Source organism: Microbacterium salsuginis, assembly GCF_012524205.1.
GTDB lineage: Bacteria > Actinomycetota > Actinomycetes > Actinomycetales > Microbacteriaceae > Microbacterium > Microbacterium salsuginis.
In genome coordinates, this window is record NZ_JABACI010000002.1 from 478,964 (window position 1) to 495,557 (window position 16,594).

The following is a 16,594-nucleotide window of genomic DNA, read 5'->3' on the forward strand; positions in this document are numbered from 1 at the left end:
GGAGGCACCATGTCGCGTCGCACTCGCCTGCTCCGTCTCACCATCGCCGGCGCTGCCGTGCTCGCACTGGCCGGCTGCGCCTCGACGGCCGCCCCCGCCGGCACGGACTCCGGCTCGGAAGAAGGCTGGGTCACCCCCGGCAAGATCACCGTCGCCACGGGAGAGCCCGCCTACTACCCCTGGGTCATCGACGACGACCCCGCGTCCGGTGAGGGCTTCGAGGCCGCGGTGGCCTACGCCGTCGCCGAGCAGCTCGGCTTCGAGGCGGAGGACGTGGTCTGGGTGCGCACCGGATTCGAAGAGGCCATCGCCCCCGGCCCGAAGGACTTCGACGTCAACCTTCAGCAGTTCTCGATCACCGACGAGCGCAAGGAGTCGGTCGATTTCAGCTCGCCCTACTACGAGACGACGCAGGTCGTCGTGACGACGGCGTCGTCGCCGGCCGCCGATGCGACGTCGATCGCCGATCTCCAGGACCTGCTCATCGGCGCGCAGACCGGCACGACCAGCTACACCACGATCGAGTCGGTCATCCAGCCCACGCAGAGCGCGCAGGCGTTCAACACGAACGACGACGCCAAGCTCGCGCTCGAGAACGGCCAGGTCGACGCGATCGTCGTGGATCTGCCGACGGCGTTCTACATCTCGGGCGTCGAGCTCACCGACGGCGTGCTCGTCGGCCAGCTGCCCACCCCGGACGGCGAGACCGGAGACGAGTTCGGATTCGTGCTCGCCAAGGACTCGCCGCTGACCGACCAGGTGAGCGCCGCGGTGGATGCGCTGCGCGAGGACGGCACGCTCGACGAGCTCGCGGCCGAGTGGCTCGGCGGCGAGGGCCAGGCGCCGCTGCTGCCGTGAGCACGCGCGCCGCTACCCTGGCCGGATGACTCCCGCTCCCGGCAGCACCGCGGCCGACCGCGCACGCGGGACTGCGCCCGACCCTGCCACGTCGGCCCGCGAGGTGAGCAGCCCGCCCCGCGAGGTCAGTCCCGTCGAGCTCGAGCGCCGGGCGTTCCGCAAACGCCAGGGCGCGGCATCCGTCGCGATCAGCGTCGTGTCGACACTCGTGCTGGCCGTGCTCGCGTGGCTGCTCGTCATCAACACGCCCGGCTGGGCGCGCGTGCAGCAGCAGTTCTTCGATCCCGGGATCGCGCTGGCCTCGCTGCCTCGCGTGTGGGACGGGTTCCTGCTGAACCTGCGCGTGCTCGCGATGTCTGCGGTGCTCGTCCTGGTGTTCGGGCTGCTGCTGGCGACGCTGCGGACGCTGCGTGGCGCGGTCTGGCTGCCGTTGCGGGCAATGGCAGCCGCGTACACCGACGTCTTCCGCGGCACTCCGCTGATCATCGTGCTGTACCTCGTCGGGTTCGGCATCCCCGGGCTTCAGATGATCCCGGTGCGCATGCCGACGGAGTTCTGGGGCACGATCGCCATCACGCTCACGTACTCGGCGTACGTGTCGGAGGTGTTCCGCGCCGGCATCGAGGCGGTGCATCCGTCACAGCGGCACGCCGCGCGGTCGCTCGGGCTCACGCACGGCCAATCGATGCGGCTGGTCGTGGTGCCGCAGGCGTTCCGCAAGGTGACGCCCGCCCTCATGAACGACTTCGTCGCAATGCAGAAGGACGTCGGCCTCATCTCCCTCCTGGGGGCGGTGGATGCCGTGCGCGCGGCGCAGATCGAGACCGCGGCGTACTTCAACTTCACGCCCTACGTCGTGGCGGCGCTGCTGTTCGTGCTCCTCGCGATCCCCACCATCCGGCTCACCGACTGGTACACCGCGCGGGTGCGCGCCCGCGAACAGGTCGGGGGGATCGTATGAGCGCCACGGTCCTGCGCCTCGAGGATGTCTGGAAGTCCTTCGGCGAGCACGACGTCCTCCGTGGCATCCATCTGTCGGTGGCGCCGGGCGAGGTGGTCGCCCTGATCGGCGCGAGCGGCTCGGGCAAGTCCACGCTCCTGCGCACCGTCAACCTGCTCGAGCCGATCGACGACGGGCGCATCTGGCTCGGCGACACCGACATCAGCGACCCCCGCATCGGCGCCGATGCCGTGCGATCGCGGATCGGCGTGGTGTTCCAGCAGTACAACCTCTTCCCGCACCTGTCGGTGCAGCGCAACATCACCCTCGCACTTCGTCACGTGCACCGCCTGGGAAAGAAGGAAGCGGATGCGGCTGCCACCGCGCTTCTCGATCGCGTGGGCCTCGCCGACAAGGCCGACGCGCATCCCGACCGGCTGTCGGGCGGTCAGCAGCAGCGGGTGGCGATCGCGCGTGCGGTGGCCACCTCGCCGGAGCTGCTGCTGCTGGACGAAGTCACCTCGGCGCTGGACCCCGAACTCGTCGGCGAGGTGCTCGACCTGGTGCGCGATCTGGCCGATGACGGCATGACCATCGTGATGGCCACGCACGAGATGGCGTTCGCGCGCGACGTCGCCGATCGCGTCGTCTTCCTCGATGCCGGTCGCATCCTCGAGGAGGGTCCGCCGGCCGAGGTCTTCGGCGCACCGCGCGAGGAGCGCACGCGGGCGTTCCTCGCGCGATTCATGACCTGAGTGTCGCGGCCGCGCTCAGCCGACGGTGCGCTCGGCGGCCTCGACGACGTTGGTCATGAGCAGGGCCACCGTCATCGGGCCGACGCCGCCCGGGTTGGGCGAGAGCCAGCCGGCGACATCGGCGACATCGGGGTGCACGTCGCCGTGCACCTTCGACTTGCCCGTCTCGGGGTCGCTCTCGCGGGTGACGCCGACATCGAGCACCGCGGCGCCGGGCTTGACGTCCTCGGCGCGGACGATGTGCTTGACGCCCGCCGCTCCGACGATCACGTCGGCCTGGCGCAGGTGGTGGCCGAGGTCGGTCGTGCCGGTGTGGGTGAGTGTGACCGTGGCGTTGTACTCGCGGCGCGTCAGCAGCAGCCCGATCGAGCGACCGATCGTCACGCCGCGGCCGACGACCACGACGTGCTTGCCGGCCAGGTCGTACCCGTTGCGCACGAGCAGTTCGATCACGCCGCGTGGCGTGCACGGCAGCGGCGACGTGATCGGGGTGTTCACGTTGAGCACCAGGCGGCCGAGGTTCGTCGGGTGGAGACCGTCGGCATCCTTCGACGGATCGATGCGCTCGAGGATCGCGTCGGTGTCGAGGTGCTTCGGCAGCGGCAGCTGCACGATGTAGCCGTGACAGGCCGGGTCGGCGTTGAGCTCGTCGATGAGGGCTTCGACCTGCTCCTGCGTGGCATCGGCCGGCAGTTCGCGCTGGATCGAGTTCATGCCGATCGACTCGGACTGCTTGTGCTTCATTCCGACGTAGAGCTGGGATGCCGGGTCGGCCCCGACGAGCACCGTGGCGATGCCGGGCACCACGCCGCGTTCGCGCAGCGCGGCCACCCGTTCGGCGAGCTCGTTCTTGATCGCGTCGGCGGCTGCCCGCCCATCGAGGACGCGTGCTGTCATGTCGTGCTCCTTCGCAGTCGCGCGGCGAACCCGCGGCTCATATAACTATGGCCATAGGTACTTGCCCGAGGCAAGCGCGCTTCCATTCAGTAGTGCAGGCCGGGATACAGCGGGAACGCGGCGGTCAGCGCGGCGACGCGCAGGCGCAGGCCAGCCACGTCGGCGCCGGGCAGCAGGGCGAGCGCGATGATATCGGCGACCTCGGTGAACTCGGCATCGCCGAACCCACGGGTCGCGAGGGCAGGCGTCCCGATGCGCAGGCCCGACGTGACCATGGGCGGCCGCGGGTCGTTCGGCACGGCGTTGCGGTTGACGGTGATGTGGATCTCGTGCAGCAGATCCTCGGCCTGCTTGCCGTCGATCTGCGCATTGCGCAGGTCGACGAGCACGAGGTGCACGTCGGTGCCTCCCGAGCGGACCGAGATGCCGGCATCCGTCACGTCCTGCTGCGACAGCCGATCGGCGAGGATGCGCGCGCCGCGCAGCACCCGCTCCTGCCGCTCGGCGAACTCCGGGGTCGCGGCGAGCTTGAACGCGGTCGCCTTCGCAGCGATCACGTGCATCAGCGGCCCGCCCTGCTGGCCGGGGAACACCGCCGTGTTGATCTTCTTGGCGAGCTCGGCGTCGTTGGTGAGGATGAATCCCGAGCGCGGGCCGCCGATCGTCTTGTGCACCGTCGACGAGACGACGTGCGCGTGCGGGACCGGGTTGGGATGCAGACCCGCCGCGACGAGTCCTGCGAAGTGCGCCATGTCGACCCACAGGTAGGCGCCGACCTCGTCGGCGATCTCGCGGAAGCGGGCGAAATCGAGCTGACGCGGGTAGGCCGACCAGCCCGCGATGATGACCTTCGGCTTGTGCTCACGGGCGAGCCGCGCCACCTCGTCCATGTCGACCGTGGACGTCTCGGGGTCGACGCCGTAGGCGACGATGTCGTAGAGACGGCCCGAGAAGTTGATCTTCATGCCGTGCGTGAGATGACCGCCCTGATCGAGCGAGAGCCCGAGCAGCGTGTCGCCGGGCCGGGCGATCGCGTGCAGCACCGCGGCGTTGGCGGTCGCTCCGGAGTGCGGCTGGACGTTGGCGAACGCGGCACCGAAGAGGGCCTTCGCACGCTCGATCGCCAGCTCCTCCGCGACGTCGACCTCTTCGCAGCCGCCGTAGTAGCGGCGGCCCGGATAGCCCTCGGCGTACTTGTTCGTCAGCACCGAGCCCTGCGACTCGAGCACCGAGACCGGCACGAAGTTCTCGGAGGCGATCATCTCGAGGTAGCCGCGCTGGCGCTCCAGCTCGCGCTCGAGCACCTGAGCGATCTCGGGATCGACCTCGGCGAGGGGGGCGTTGAAGAACTGATCGGTCATGCGATCTCCTGACTCACGGCTTTCTGGTGCGGCACGGGGTGCCGGGAATCACATCGGCCCAGGCGTGCGGTCGAATGCCGTAGTCAGTCGCTCCCCGATGGTGGCCCACCTCAACGCCAGTCGCGACCCCCCGAGCATAACCGATAGGCTGAGCCCACGCCTTTTGTTAGGACGCTTTACATGCAACGCTTCCGACGAGCCGCCGCCGGGGAATGAACCGGCGCCGACGAACGGCCCTGTTCGCCGCGTTCCTCGCGGCGGCGCTGGCCGGCTGTGCACCGGCGTCGCAGAATGGAGACACTGTGTCCGTGCCCCCCGTCGTTCCCGCCCCCGCCTCGATCCAGGCGGCCGGGGCCGCATTCGCCCTCGGCGCCTCGACCGCGGTCGAGGGGGATCCGGATGCCGCGGCCGCGCTCGTCGCCCTGGTCAAGGCCCGCACGGGTGTCGGCCTCGGCGATTCCACCGGCACAGGCGGCGGGCGGATCGAGCTGCGGGTCGCGGCCGGCGGCGCCCCCGAGTCCTATCGGCTGACCGTCGCCGAGAGCGGCGTCCACGTCACCGGCGCGGACGCGGCCGGTCTCTTCCACGGCGTCCAGACTCTCGGGCAGCTCCTCACCCGCGACGGCGACGGCTGGGTCGTCCCCGGAATCACGATCGATGACGCCCCGCGCTTCGCGTACCGCGGCGTGATGCTCGACGTCGCGCGGCACTTCCACCCCGTCTCGACGGTCAAGGCCTACATCGACCGAGCCGCCTCGCTCAAGTTCAACGCCCTGCATCTGCACCTCAGCGACGACCAGGGGTGGCGCATCCACCTCGACTCGCGTCCCGAGCTCACCGCGCGGGCGAGCGGCACCGCCGTGGGCGGGGATGCCGGCGGCTTCTACTCGAAGGCCGACTATCGCGAGATCGTGGAGTACGCGGCATCCCGTCACCTGATCGTCGTCCCCGAGATCGACATGCCCGGCCACACGCACGCGGTGGGGCTGGCGTACCCGGAACTCGCGGAAGCGCCGGTGCTCAGCGACGACATCCGCGAGACGGCGCGCGTGCACGGCGGTGGGCTGCCCGCCGCGGGGGCGCCGTACGAGGGCATCGCCGTGGGCTTCTCGTCGCTGAGGATCCACGACGAGGCGACGTACGACTTCGTCGCCGACGTGTTCGGCGAACTCGCCGCGATGACGCCGGGGCCCTACCTGCACCTCGGCGGAGACGAGGCACTGGGCACGTCTGCCGACGGCTACGCGACGTTCGTCTCTCGGGCGAGCGACGTCATCGCCGACCTCGGCAAGACCCCGGTGGCCTGGCACGAGGCGGGCGCGGCCGAGAACCTCGCCGACACCACGATCGGCCAGTACTGGGGCTACATGTCGCCGACAGATGGCATGGACGTCCGTGCCCGCGCGTTCGTCGCGAACGGATCGCAGCTGATCCTCTCGCCCGCCGACGCGATCTACCTCGATATGAAGTACCCGCCTTCGAACTCCGACGTGGCCGGGCCGTCGCTGGGCCTGGAATGGGCCAACGGACCGACCAGCGTCGAGCAGGCGTACTCGTGGGAGCCGTCGGATGTCATCGCGGGCATCGACGACGCCGACATCCTCGGCGTCGAGGCGCCGCTGTGGACCGAGACGATCCGCGACCTCGATGACATCGACGTCATGGCTTTTCCCCGCATCGCGGCCGCGGCCGAAGCGGCCTGGTCGCCGGCGACCGGGGAGAGCGAGCTGCGCACCTGGGCGTCGTTCCGCGAGCGCGTCGGGGCGCTCGGCCCGCTGTGGTCGAGCATGGGCATCGGATTCCACCCGTCCGACGAGATCCCCTGGGCCGCCGAATGAGCACTCTCATCCACCCGGTGCGCGTGTTCGGCTCGGCCGAAGCCGACCCCGACGACGTCGACGGGTGGGTCCTCCTCGACGGCGGACGGGTCTCCGCCGTCGGCTCCGGTGGACAGCGTCCGGCGGCTGACGAGATGGTCGACGGCGGGAACGGATGCCTCGTCCCCGGCTTCGTCGACATCCATGGGCACGGCGGGGGCGGCGTCAGCTTCGACGACGGCCCCGAGGCGATCCGCACCGCGCGCGCGCTGCACCGAGCCCATGGCACGACGCGCGCGGTCATCTCGCTCGTCACGGCCTCCATCGACGACCTCGCGGCGCGCGTCGCGATGGTCGCCGACCTGTGCGAGACGGATGCCACGATCCTGGGCTCGCATCTGGAGGGACCGTTTCTCGACCCCGGGCACAAGGGCGCGCACGCCGAAGGGCTGCTGCGAGCGCCGGACGCGGCATCCGTCGATCGTCTGCTCGAGGCCGGCCGCGGCACGATCCAGCAGGTCACCCTGGCTCCAGAGCTGCCCGGGGCCGACGACGCCATCGCCCGCTTCAGCGCTGCGGGAGTCGCGGTCGCGGTCGGACACACCGCGGCCGACGCCGCCGGCACGCGGCGCGCCTTCGACGCGGGTGCGACGCTGCTGACCCACGCCTTCAACGCGATGCGCGGCATCCATCACCGTGCACCGGGTCCGGTGGTCGCAGCCCTGCGCGATGACCGCGTCACGCTCGAGATCATCGCCGACGGCGTGCACGTCGATCTGGACCTCGTCGCCACCGTCTTCGCGGCCGCTCCCGGCCGCGTCGCCCTGGTCACCGACGCGATGGCAGCCGCGGGCGCGCACGACGGGCACTACGAGCTCGGCGGTCTGGCCGTGGACGTGACGGCCGGTGTGGCCAGGCTGCAGGACGGCGGGGCGATCGCCGGATCGACGCTCACTCAGGATGAGGCGGTGCGCCGCGTCGTGGGCGCCGGGGTGCCGCGGGCGCTCGCCTTCGCGGCGGCCGCATCGGTGCCGGCACGGGCGATCGGGCGCGAGGATCTGGGGCGCCTCGACCTCGGTGCGACCGCCGACGCGGTGCTGCTGACGCCGGAACTGGCCGTGCGGACGGTCTGGGTCGACGGCGTCGCCGCCGCCTCGGCATGACCCCCGGCGCCGGACGCGCGGCGAGAACGGTGTAGGCGGGGCCGGAGGTCCCTCCCCCGAGTTACCTCCGAGCCCCGCCGGGTCCGCGGCTGAGCCGCGGCGGCGCGCATCTGCATGCCCCACGCACGAGATCGGGCGCACCACTCTGACGAAAGAGACGGAGCCAGGGCGGATCTATTACGCGACTTCGCAGAGATTCCTTCGGCACGGATCGAGGGCGTCAGCCCGGCCCTGGTCAAACCGCGCCGGAGCGGCGACAATGGACCCACATGCGGCGCCAGTCGGACTCCGCGCCGGGGAGCGCCGAAGTCACCTGCCGGGTCACCTGCTGAGGTCACCGGTCGACGTCGCCGCACCACTGGGGGACACATGGATCACGAAGAAGTGCGACAGCGCGAGACGGTTGCGCTCGGCGACGCCGACCTCGTCCTGCGCACGCGATCGGGCGATGCAGGGGCTTTCGGCGAACTATGGCGTCGCCACTACCGCGCAGGCGTCACCGTGGCGCGCAACATGACCTCGAGCCTGGATGCCGACGACCTCGTGCAAGAGGCGTACACCCGCATCTACCAGTCGATCGTGGCCGGCGGCGGGCCGACCGGCTCGTTCCGCGCCTACCTCTTCACCAGCATCCGCAACACCGCCGCCGCGTGGGGACGCGCGCGGCGCGAGACCGCCTACGACGAGCTCGACCACATCGAGGACCCGGCAGCGCGCGACGACAGCGACGCCGCGCTGGACCGCAGCCTCACCCACCAGGCGTTCCGCAGCCTCCCCACCCGGTGGCAGGAGGTCCTATGGTACTCCGAGATCGAGCAGATGAAGCCCGCCGAGATCGCGCCGCTGCTCGGGCTGAAGCCGACGGCGGTCGCGCAGCTCACCTTCCGGGCCAGAGAGGGCCTGCGAGAGGCGTGGGTGCAGGCGCACCTGCGCGCCGTCGCCGATGGATCCGACTGCCAGTGGACGATCGAGCGGCTGGGCGCGTACGCCCGCCGCAACCTCGGCCGGCGTGACCGCGGCAAGGTCGAGCGGCACCTGGTCTCGTGCGTGCGCTGCGGGATCGTGGCGAGCGAGGCCGAGGAGGTCTCGGGCCGGCTGGCCCTGATCCTGCTGCCGCTCGCGCTCGGCGCCACCGGAACCGCCGGCTACCTCGCCACCGTGCAGGGCGGCGGAGCGCCGATTCTCGCGCTGGCGGCGATGCCCTCGAGCGTCATGCCCGGCGCGGTGGTCGCTCCCGCGGGAGCCACGTCGGCGGTGGCCGGGGCGTCGGCAGCGTCCGCCGGATCGGCTGCGGTCACGGGTGCCGGCGTGGCAGGCGGCGCGGCCGGCACGACCGCGATCGCCGCCGGGGCCGCGTCTGCCTCCGCGCTCGCGAGCATCGGCGCGACGACCGGCATCGCCGCGGCGGGGCTCGTGGTCGTGAGCGGTGTCGTGGCGGCGGCGGTCGGGCTGCCTGCACTCGTGCCTCCCGCAGACACCTCGGACAAGACGACCGTCTCCGACACCGTGCCGGCCGGCGACGACCCGGTCGGCGGAGCGGACGGGATCGGGGAGTCCACCGACACGACGCAGATCTCCGATGAGTCCGGCCCGGGTCCCGCCGACATCCCGGTCCTGCCCGAAGCGCCCGTCGACGACTCTGCGACGGACGGCGCGGCCGGGGATGCAGGACCCGGCACGTCCGCCAACGGCAATCCGGCACCGGGCGCCGGGACGCCCGCGAACCCCGCCACGGGCACCCCGGCGAGCCCGGCCACCGGCAACGGCGGGGCGACCGGCAACGGCACGCCGAGCCTCGGCAGCGGCAACGGCGGGACCACCGGCAACGGCGGCGAGACGGGCAGCGGCACTCCGCCCCAGGGCACCGGTGCCGGCAACGGCGGCAGCACGGGGCCAGGAACCGGCGCCGGCAAGGGCAACGTGCCCGAAGGGCAGGGCGACTCCCCCTCCACGGCGGCAGCGCCGATGGCGCGGGTGCCCACGACCCAGGGCACTTCTCGCGCCCCGGCAGGGGTCACGTCCGCGCCGGCAGCCCCTCCCAGCGCCGTCGCACCCGATGCCCCCGTCACAGCGCCCACCGAGACCGAAGCGGTGACGGGCACTCCCGCGCCCTGAAGCACGGCGCGCGCTCCGGCCGAATCTCTGCCGCGAGGCGGCGTCCTAAACTGGGGACATGTCCGACACGCCCACAGACCCGCCTGCCACAGCCGCCGGAACGGCGCCGGGAACGCGGACACCACTGACGGCCGTCGACATCGTCGCGTTCCTCTGCGAGATCTTCGCCTTCGCGACCCTCGCACTGTGGGGATTCACGATGTGGCCCTTCCCGTGGAACATCGTCGCCGGCATCGCCGCCCCCGTGGCCGCGATTCTCGCGTGGGCCCTGTTCGTCTCACCCCGCGCCGTCGTCGCGGTCCATCCGTTCGTCCGGGCGCTGGTGGAGCTCCTCGTGTACGCGTCCGCCACCATCGCGTGGTGGATGATGGGCAACGCCTGGATCGGACTGGCCTTCGGCGTGGTCGCGGTGACGGTCGGCGTCATCGCCGGACGTCGTCGCCTGGCATGACGGGCCCGTCGATGACAGACCCATCCGTGACAGCGCCGATCGAGGCATCCGCCCTCGCGACTCCTGACGCCGACGTGGTCGGTCGCCTGCGCGACGCCCTCGGCGATCGCGTCGACACCGCCCCGGCATCGCTCGCTGCGGCACGGGCCGACAAGTCCGGGCATGCGGCCTCCGGTCTTCCCCTCGCCGTGGTCCGTGCGCGCTCGGTCGAGGATGTGCAGCAGACGCTCCGAATCGCGACCGCGACCTCCACTCCCGTGGTGACCCGCGGGGCGGCCACCGGGCTCGCCGGCGGTGCGAACGCCGGCCGCGGCGAGATCGCCCTCTCGCTGCGCGAGATGGACCGCATCCTCGAGGTCCACGCCGATGATCTGCTGGCCGTGGTCGAGCCGGGCATCCTCAACGCCGATCTCAACGCCGCACTCGCCGAGTACGGACTGTGGTGGGCCCCCGACCCGGCGAGCCGCGCGATCTCGACCGTCGGCGGCAACATCGCCACGGGCGCCGGCGGCCTGCTGTGCGCCAAGTACGGAGTCGTGCGCGACGCAGTGCTCGGCGTGGACCTGGTGCTCGCCGACGGCCGGTTGATGCAGCTCGGGCACCGCACCGTCAAGGGCGTGACCGGCCTGGATCTCACGTCGCTCGTCATCGGGTCCGAGGGCACGCTCGGCGTCATCGTCGGCGCGACGCTCAAGCTGCGGCGCCTGGTGCCGGGCGACGTGTGCACGGTCGCGGCGACCTTCGCCGACGTGCGCACCGCGGCCGAGGCATCCGCCGCCGTGACCGCGTCCGGGGCGCAGCCGGCGATCATGGAGCTGATGGATGCCGCCTCTCTGGCGGCCGTGCATGCCCTGCTCTCGCTGCAACCGCCGACCCCGGGCGCCGCCCAGCTGACCATCCAGACCGACGGACCGGCAGCGGCCGCGGAAGCGGACGCGATCGCGTCCGTGCTGCGGGCGACCGGCGGCACCGTCGCGGTGTCGCACGACCGCGAGGAGGGCGAGCGGCTGCTCGCGATCCGGCGATCCATGCACCCGGCGATGGAGTCCCTGGGCACCGCCCTGATCGAGGACGTCTCGGTGCCGCGCAGCGCCCTGCCCGCCATGTTCGACGAGATCGCCCGCGTCGAGCGCGAACACGGGATCACGATCCCGACCGTGGCGCACGCCGGCGACGGCAACCTGCACCCCAACTTCATCTTCGACGGCCAGCCCGACCAGTTCGGCGTGATCGAGGCGCCGCCGTACGTCTGGGCCGCCGCCGACGACCTGTTCCGGGCCGCGCTGCGTCTCGGGGGCACGCTCACCGGAGAGCACGGCGTGGGCGTGCTCAAACGACGCTGGCTCGCCGACGAGCTCGGCGACGATCAGTGGGAGCTGCAGCGCCAGATCACGCGGGTCTTCGACCCGCAGGGCATCCTCAATCCGGGCAAGGTCTTCGCGCCCTGACCCGCCCGGGTTCCCGTTCCGGGGCGCCTCGCGACCCGGTCCGTCCCGCAGCGCTGGTGACGGCATCCGTTGCACTTCACCCTTCCCCGCCCCCGGCTCGCGGTGCCGCCGTCCCACAATCCCGGATCCGGAAACCGGAGATCGCGCCCTTTTCCGGATCGCCACGCGGCGTCCGCTCCGGAAAGGCACGAGAAGTCCGGATTCCGGATCCGGTGGGACAGCATCACCATCGCCGCACGGCGCTGCCCCGGAGAATCCGCGCCGTGAGGCGGCGCCCCGTCCGCGCACCGCGGGTTCGACGAGACGGCGACGGATGCCTCGCTACGAGACGGGCGGGTAGATCTGCACCGTCGTGGGGTCGGCGCGCGGCGGCTGCTGGACGCCCGCCACGATCGCGGCGATGCCGACCGCGAAGAGCGCGAGCGCGGGAACGAGAGTGGTGACCGCGACGAACAGCGAGAGCACCTGCTGCCCCAGCGTCGGGACCTGCATCGCGATGATCTGGGCGCCCGCGAAGGCGGTCGCGACCACGATGACGGCGATGAGCGGAAGCCACCGCAGACCGGGCGGAACAACTGGAGCACGGCCGATCTGGACGGTCGCCGTGAGCAGTGCCGCCAGCATGAGCACCAGCTGGATCTGCGTGATCGGTATCGCCGCGCCGGGCGTGACGGAGCCGGCGGGCACGAATTGCCAGGCGAGCGTGCCGGCGAGCGGCAGGAATCCGGCGAGGAGCAGAGCGGTCACGCCGAGCGGACGCCGTGCCACGACGCTGCCGGCACCACGCACGCCGAAGGCGAAGAGCGTGAGAGCCGCGGCCCAGAGCGCGTCGCCGAAGAGATCGAGGCCCGGGACGAACACCGACGCGGCCTGCAGCGCCATCGGCAGCAGACCGACGGCGATCAGCAGCGAGCCGCCGATGATCCACGCGAGCCGGGTGTCCTTGGCGGAGCGCGCGCTCGCATTCACCGAGGCGTCGCGCCGCGCTTCGGCGCCCTGCGGCGCAGGCATCGGGCCGGTCATGGCGCCAGCCTAACGACGCCGCGCGCCGCAGCACCATGCTTCGCGCTGTGCACACCGGCATCCGCTGCCCGAGCGGACGAACGCGGCTGCCGGGCGAGCAGCGCGCTGGGCGGAGTCGGCCTACAGGCCCTGCCAGTCGGGCTTGTTGGCGTACGCGTAGCGGTAATAGCCGGCGCGCGTGAGGTGAGACGCGGCCGCCTCGTCGACGACGACGGTCGCGTGCGGGTGCAGCTGGATCGCCGACCCGGGCAATGAGGCCGTGACGGGTCCTTCGACCGCCCCGGCGACCGCAGCGGCCTTGCCCTCGCCGAAGGCGAGCAGCACGAGATGCCGGGCGCGCAGGATCGTGCCGAGCCCCTGAGTGATGCAGTGCATGGGCACGTCCTCGATCGAGTCGAAGAAGCGGGCGTTGTCGCGGCGGGTCTGCTCGGTAAGCGTCTTGACGCGCGTGATCGAGGCGAACGACGACCCGGGCTCGTTGAAGCCGATGTGCCCGTCGGTGCCGATGCCGAGGATCTGCAGGTCGATGCCGCCGGCCTCGACGATCGCGGCCTCGTACTCGTCGCCGTGATGCTCGATGCCTTCGGGCGACCCGTCGGGCGTGCGGATCCGCGACGGGTCGAGTCCGAGCGGCTCGACGACCTCGCGCGTGATGACGGAGCGGTAGCTCTCGGGGTGGGCCGGATCGATGCCGACGTACTCATCGAGGGCGAAGCCACGAACGCGCGACACGTCGACGCCCTGCAGGCGCGGGCGCAGTGCCTCGTACACCGGCAGCGGCGTGGACCCGGTCGCAAGACCGAGCACGGCCTCGGGGTCGGCTCGGATGAGTCCGGCGATCTCGTCGGCGACCAGCGCGCCGGCCTCCGCCTTGTCGCGGACGATGACGATCTCAGCCATGTGCCAGCGCCTCCTCGGCGTCGTGTTCGGTTTCGCCCGCACCCACCAGCGCGGCTCCGAGCGCCGCCGCCGGAGAACCCGGCGGCAGGAACTCCACGCGCTCGCCCAGACGCAGCGAACGCATGAAGGGGGATGCCTCGGCGCTGGCGGTCAGCTCGGCTGCGACATCCGTCATCAGTCGTTCTCCCAACGCCGTCACGCCCCCTCCGAGCACCACGATATCGACGTCTGCCGTCAGGACCAGTACCCGGATCGCGGCTGCGACACCGCGCGCAAGACCCGCGCGCAGCTGGAGGGCAGACGCGTCACCCGCGTCGGCGGCATCGAACACGTCGCGCACCGGCAGCGCGCCACGCCGCGCCCAGCGCTCGGCGATGGCTCCACCGCCCGCGAAGGCCTCGATGCATCCCCGCTGGCCGCAGCGGCACAGCGGCCCGTTCGGGTCGACCGAGATGTGGCCCACCTCCCCCGCCGTGCCGCGGGCCCCCCGCCAGAGCATCCCGCGCGAGACGATGCCTGCCGCAATGCCCGTTCCGACGTTGAGGTACGCCATCGACTCGGGCGCTCGTCCCTCGGCGGCGTGCAGGGCGTAGGCGCCGAGCGCCGCCGCCTTCACGTCGTTCTCCAGCCGCACCGGCACACCGAGCCGCGGCGTGAGGGCGGCGGCCAGGTCGAGCCGCTCGACACCGAGATTCACGGCGTGCACGACGCGACCCGAGCCCGGCTGGACCTGTCCCGGAATGCCGACGCCGACGGAGCCGACCTCGCCGGGGTCCGCACCGGCATCGGCCGCGACCGCGTGGACGGCGTCGAGGATCGTCTGCGTGACGGCATCCGGTCCCCACCCGGTGGGCAGGCGGACACGCCCGATGATCGCTCCCGCCGCGTCGAGCGCGACGGCGTCGGTCTTCGTACCGCCGACATCGAGCCCGACCTTCATCGGCCGACCTCCTCGGTGAAGGCGGCGTGGTTCACTGCGCGCATCAGCCCTTGACCGCCCCCGCGACGAGGCCGTTCGTCATCCGCGTCTGCACGATCAGGAAGAAGATCACGACGGGGATCGCCACGAGCGTGGAGCCGGCCATGAGCTCGGCCCAGTTGATGCCGCCATTGGGATCGAGGAAGGTGCGCAGCCACACCGGCAGCGTCATCGCCTCGGGGCGCGGGTTCAGCACCAGGGCGTACAGGAACTCGTTCCACGCCTGGATGAACCCGAAGATGCCGGTGGCCACGAGGCCCGGCGCCAGCAGCGGGAACGTGATGCGCCAGAAGGCCTGCGAGCGGCTCAGGCCGTCGATCATGGCGGCCTCCTCGAGCTCGACGGGCACGCCGTTGACGAAGCCGCGGAGCGTCCAGATCGTGAACGGCAGCACGGTGGCGATATAGACCGCCGAGAGGCCCAGCACGGTGTTGAGCAGGTGCCAGCCGTCCATGAGACGGAAGATCGAGATGATCATCGCCTCGGCGGGGATCATCTGGATGATGAGGATCGTGATGATGAACAGCGCGCGGCTGCGGAAGCGGAAGCGCGTGACGGCGAGCGCGGCGAAGAACGCGAATACCAGGGAGACGACGACGGTGAGCAGCGTCACCATGACCGAGTTGCCGAGGGCGGGCAGGAAGGGCGCGCGCGCGGAGTTGAAGATGACGTTGACGTAGTTCTCGACCGTGCCGTTGTCGGGCCAGAAGTGCAGCTCGCTGCCGCGCACCTGGCCGTTCGGCTGGAAGGACGTGTTCACCATCCAGTACACCGGGAAGACGGATGCCACGAAGACGCCGATCGCGGCGATGCCCGCGAGGATCGATCCGATCCTGTGCGTGAGACGACCGTTCACAGCGTCTCCTCCTTGATGCTGCGTCGCACATAGAAGATCGACAGGGCGACAAGCAGGAGCACGACGATCACCGAGATCGCGCCTCCGGTGCCGAAGTCGCCCGAGCCGAGCGAGACGCGGTAGATGTACACGCCGAGCGTGTTGGTCTGCTCGGCGAGGCCGCCGATCGACTGCAGGGCGTAGATCTGCGAGAAGACCCGCAGGTCCCAGATCACCTGCAGGATCGTCACGATGATGAGGATCGACCGGATGTACGGCACGACCACGAGCGTGAAGCGCTTGACGGCGCCGGCGCCGTCGAGCTGCGCGGCCTCGAGCACCTCCTCGGGCACCTGGGTGAGCCCGGCGTAGACCGTGAAGGCGACGAACGGGACGGCGCCCCACACGATGATGATCGTCGCGACGAAGAAGAAGCTGAGCGGATCGATCAGCCACGGGTGTCCCTGGAACTGCGCGAGTCCGAACCAGTTGACAAGGATGTAGTTGAGGACGCCGTACTGGGTGTCGAAGATCCAGCCCCACACGATTGTCGCCGACAGGGGCGGCATCGCCCAGGCCAGCAGCAGGCCCACCGAGACGAGCGTGCGCAGCACCGCCCCGAGCCGCTTCATCAGCAGCGCGACCAGCACGCCGAGCACCATGGTCCAGATCACGCAGACGGCGGCGAAGGCGAGCGAGCGCCCGAGCACCTGCCAGAACTGGGGGTCGGTGAGCACCGATACGTAGTTGCCCAGGCCCACGAACTCGGGCGGGGCGCCGAACACCTGCGCACGGCCGAACTCCTGGAACGACATGATGAACAGCTGCAGGAGCGGCCATCCGGTGATGACGGCGAGGACGATGAGAGCGGGCGTCAGCAGCGCGTACGGCGTGAAGCCCCCGGCGCGTGCGAAGCGACCGCGGCCGGGGCGTCCGGGATCGGGCGGCGCCGTGAGGCGCTCGCCGTCGATGGCACTCACTGCCGGCGGCAGCTCGCGGGACGCGGTGGACATGCAGACTCCTGTACTTCTCGAGTATGGCCCGGACCTCGC

Annotated in this window: 15 protein-coding genes and 1 riboswitch; of the genes, 8 read left to right on the plus strand and 7 right to left on the minus strand. The window is 71.3% G+C overall.

What is annotated here, in order from left to right:
- The first annotated feature begins 9 nt into the window (after positions 1–9).
- Genes HF576_RS09315 through HF576_RS09325 form a run of 3 tightly spaced genes read left to right on the plus strand, consistent with a single transcriptional unit; the run spans position 10 to position 2,553 of the window.
- Positions 10–858, plus strand: a complete 849-nt coding sequence (locus HF576_RS09315) for an ABC transporter substrate-binding protein (protein ID WP_168912516.1) — start codon at positions 10–12, stop codon at positions 856–858.
- Positions 859–883: 25 nt separating this feature from the next.
- Positions 884–1,819: an amino acid ABC transporter permease gene (locus HF576_RS09320; protein WP_240948797.1), complete on the plus strand. Its 936-nt coding sequence runs from the start codon at positions 884–886 to the stop codon at positions 1,817–1,819.
- Entirely contained in the window at positions 1,816–2,553 is a 738-nt protein-coding gene (locus HF576_RS09325) for an amino acid ABC transporter ATP-binding protein (RefSeq protein WP_168912517.1), read from the plus strand. Before HF576_RS09320 ends, HF576_RS09325 begins: the two co-directional genes overlap by 4 nt.
- A gap of 15 nt (positions 2,554–2,568) precedes the next feature.
- Here HF576_RS09325 and HF576_RS09330 read toward each other — a convergent pair whose 3' ends face one another.
- Both HF576_RS09330 and glyA read right to left on the minus strand, forming a co-directional pair.
- Positions 2,569–3,450, minus strand: coding sequence for a bifunctional methylenetetrahydrofolate dehydrogenase/methenyltetrahydrofolate cyclohydrolase (locus HF576_RS09330; protein ID WP_168912518.1), 882 nt, complete (start codon positions 3,448–3,450; stop codon positions 2,569–2,571).
- 86 nt (positions 3,451–3,536) lie between these two features.
- Entirely contained in the window at positions 3,537–4,811 is a 1,275-nt protein-coding gene (gene glyA / locus HF576_RS09335) for a serine hydroxymethyltransferase (protein WP_168912519.1), read from the minus strand.
- Between the two features lie 49 nt (positions 4,812–4,860).
- Positions 4,861–4,945, minus strand: a riboswitch (ZMP/ZTP riboswitch).
- Between the two features lie 168 nt (positions 4,946–5,113).
- On the opposite strand from glyA, the gene HF576_RS09340 reads away from it, so the two are divergent.
- The 5 genes from HF576_RS09340 to HF576_RS09360 all read left to right on the plus strand — a co-directional run bounded on the left by HF576_RS09340 (position 5,114) and on the right by HF576_RS09360 (position 11,805).
- Positions 5,114–6,649: a family 20 glycosylhydrolase gene (locus HF576_RS09340; RefSeq protein WP_343234222.1), complete on the plus strand. Its 1,536-nt coding sequence runs from the start codon at positions 5,114–5,116 to the stop codon at positions 6,647–6,649.
- Entirely contained in the window at positions 6,646–7,791 is a 1,146-nt protein-coding gene (nagA, locus tag HF576_RS09345; protein WP_168912521.1) for an N-acetylglucosamine-6-phosphate deacetylase, read from the plus strand. Before HF576_RS09340 ends, nagA begins: the two co-directional genes overlap by 4 nt.
- Positions 7,792–8,160: 369 nt before the next feature.
- Positions 8,161–9,906 (plus strand): sigma-70 family RNA polymerase sigma factor, encoded by a 1,746-nt coding sequence (locus HF576_RS09350; RefSeq protein ID WP_168912522.1) that lies wholly within the window; start codon positions 8,161–8,163, stop codon positions 9,904–9,906.
- A gap of 58 nt (positions 9,907–9,964) precedes the next feature.
- Positions 9,965–10,357, plus strand: a complete 393-nt coding sequence (locus HF576_RS09355; RefSeq protein WP_168912523.1) for a YrdB family protein — start codon at positions 9,965–9,967, stop codon at positions 10,355–10,357.
- Between the two features lie 11 nt (positions 10,358–10,368).
- Positions 10,369–11,805: an FAD-binding oxidoreductase gene (locus tag HF576_RS09360; protein ID WP_168912524.1), complete on the plus strand. Its 1,437-nt coding sequence runs from the start codon at positions 10,369–10,371 to the stop codon at positions 11,803–11,805.
- 321 nt (positions 11,806–12,126) lie between these two features.
- Here HF576_RS09360 and HF576_RS09365 read toward each other — a convergent pair whose 3' ends face one another.
- The 5 genes from HF576_RS09365 to HF576_RS09385 all read right to left on the minus strand — a co-directional run bounded on the left by HF576_RS09365 (position 12,127) and on the right by HF576_RS09385 (position 16,555).
- Positions 12,127–12,828: a hypothetical protein gene (locus HF576_RS09365; RefSeq protein ID WP_168912525.1), complete on the minus strand. Its 702-nt coding sequence runs from the start codon at positions 12,826–12,828 to the stop codon at positions 12,127–12,129.
- Positions 12,829–12,948: 120 nt separating this feature from the next.
- Positions 12,949–13,728, minus strand: a complete 780-nt coding sequence (locus HF576_RS09370) for a glucosamine-6-phosphate deaminase (RefSeq protein ID WP_168912526.1) — start codon at positions 13,726–13,728, stop codon at positions 12,949–12,951.
- Positions 13,721–14,668, minus strand: a complete 948-nt coding sequence (locus tag HF576_RS09375) for an ROK family protein (protein ID WP_168912527.1) — start codon at positions 14,666–14,668, stop codon at positions 13,721–13,723. Before HF576_RS09375 ends, HF576_RS09370 begins: the two co-directional genes overlap by 8 nt.
- Before the next feature lie 43 nt (positions 14,669–14,711).
- Positions 14,712–15,563 carry an ABC transporter permease subunit gene (locus tag HF576_RS09380; RefSeq protein ID WP_168912528.1) on the minus strand — a complete coding sequence of 284 codons (852 nt, stop codon included), beginning with the start codon at positions 15,561–15,563 and terminating at the stop codon, positions 14,712–14,714.
- A complete protein-coding gene (locus HF576_RS09385) occupies positions 15,560–16,555 on the minus strand; it encodes a carbohydrate ABC transporter permease (protein ID WP_168912529.1) in 996 nt (331 codons plus the stop codon). Before HF576_RS09385 ends, HF576_RS09380 begins: the two co-directional genes overlap by 4 nt.
- Positions 16,556–16,594 lie beyond the last annotated feature (39 nt).

Excerpts from the sequence above, each read along its gene's own strand:
- HF576_RS09315 (WP_168912516.1), top strand. The coding sequence starts at position 10 with ATGTCGCGTCGCACTCGCCTGCTCCGTCTCACCATCGCCGGCGCTGCC.
- HF576_RS09320 (WP_240948797.1), top strand. The coding sequence starts at position 884 with ATGACTCCCGCTCCCGGCAGCACCGCGGCCGACCGCGCACGCGGGACT.
- HF576_RS09325 (WP_168912517.1), top strand. The coding sequence starts at position 1,816 with ATGAGCGCCACGGTCCTGCGCCTCGAGGATGTCTGGAAGTCCTTCGGC.
- HF576_RS09330 (WP_168912518.1), bottom strand. The coding sequence starts at position 3,450 with ATGACAGCACGCGTCCTCGATGGGCGGGCAGCCGCCGACGCGATCAAG.
- glyA (WP_168912519.1), bottom strand. The coding sequence starts at position 4,811 with ATGACCGATCAGTTCTTCAACGCCCCCCTCGCCGAGGTCGATCCCGAG.
- nagA (WP_168912521.1), top strand. The coding sequence starts at position 6,646 with ATGAGCACTCTCATCCACCCGGTGCGCGTGTTCGGCTCGGCCGAAGCC.
- HF576_RS09350 (WP_168912522.1), top strand. The coding sequence starts at position 8,161 with ATGGATCACGAAGAAGTGCGACAGCGCGAGACGGTTGCGCTCGGCGAC.
- HF576_RS09355 (WP_168912523.1), top strand. The coding sequence starts at position 9,965 with ATGTCCGACACGCCCACAGACCCGCCTGCCACAGCCGCCGGAACGGCG.
- HF576_RS09360 (WP_168912524.1), top strand. The coding sequence starts at position 10,369 with ATGACAGACCCATCCGTGACAGCGCCGATCGAGGCATCCGCCCTCGCG.
- HF576_RS09365 (WP_168912525.1), bottom strand. The coding sequence starts at position 12,828 with ATGACCGGCCCGATGCCTGCGCCGCAGGGCGCCGAAGCGCGGCGCGAC.
- HF576_RS09370 (WP_168912526.1), bottom strand. The coding sequence starts at position 13,728 with ATGGCTGAGATCGTCATCGTCCGCGACAAGGCGGAGGCCGGCGCGCTG.
- HF576_RS09375 (WP_168912527.1), bottom strand. The coding sequence starts at position 14,668 with ATGAAGGTCGGGCTCGATGTCGGCGGTACGAAGACCGACGCCGTCGCG.
- HF576_RS09385 (WP_168912529.1), bottom strand. The coding sequence starts at position 16,555 with ATGTCCACCGCGTCCCGCGAGCTGCCGCCGGCAGTGAGTGCCATCGAC.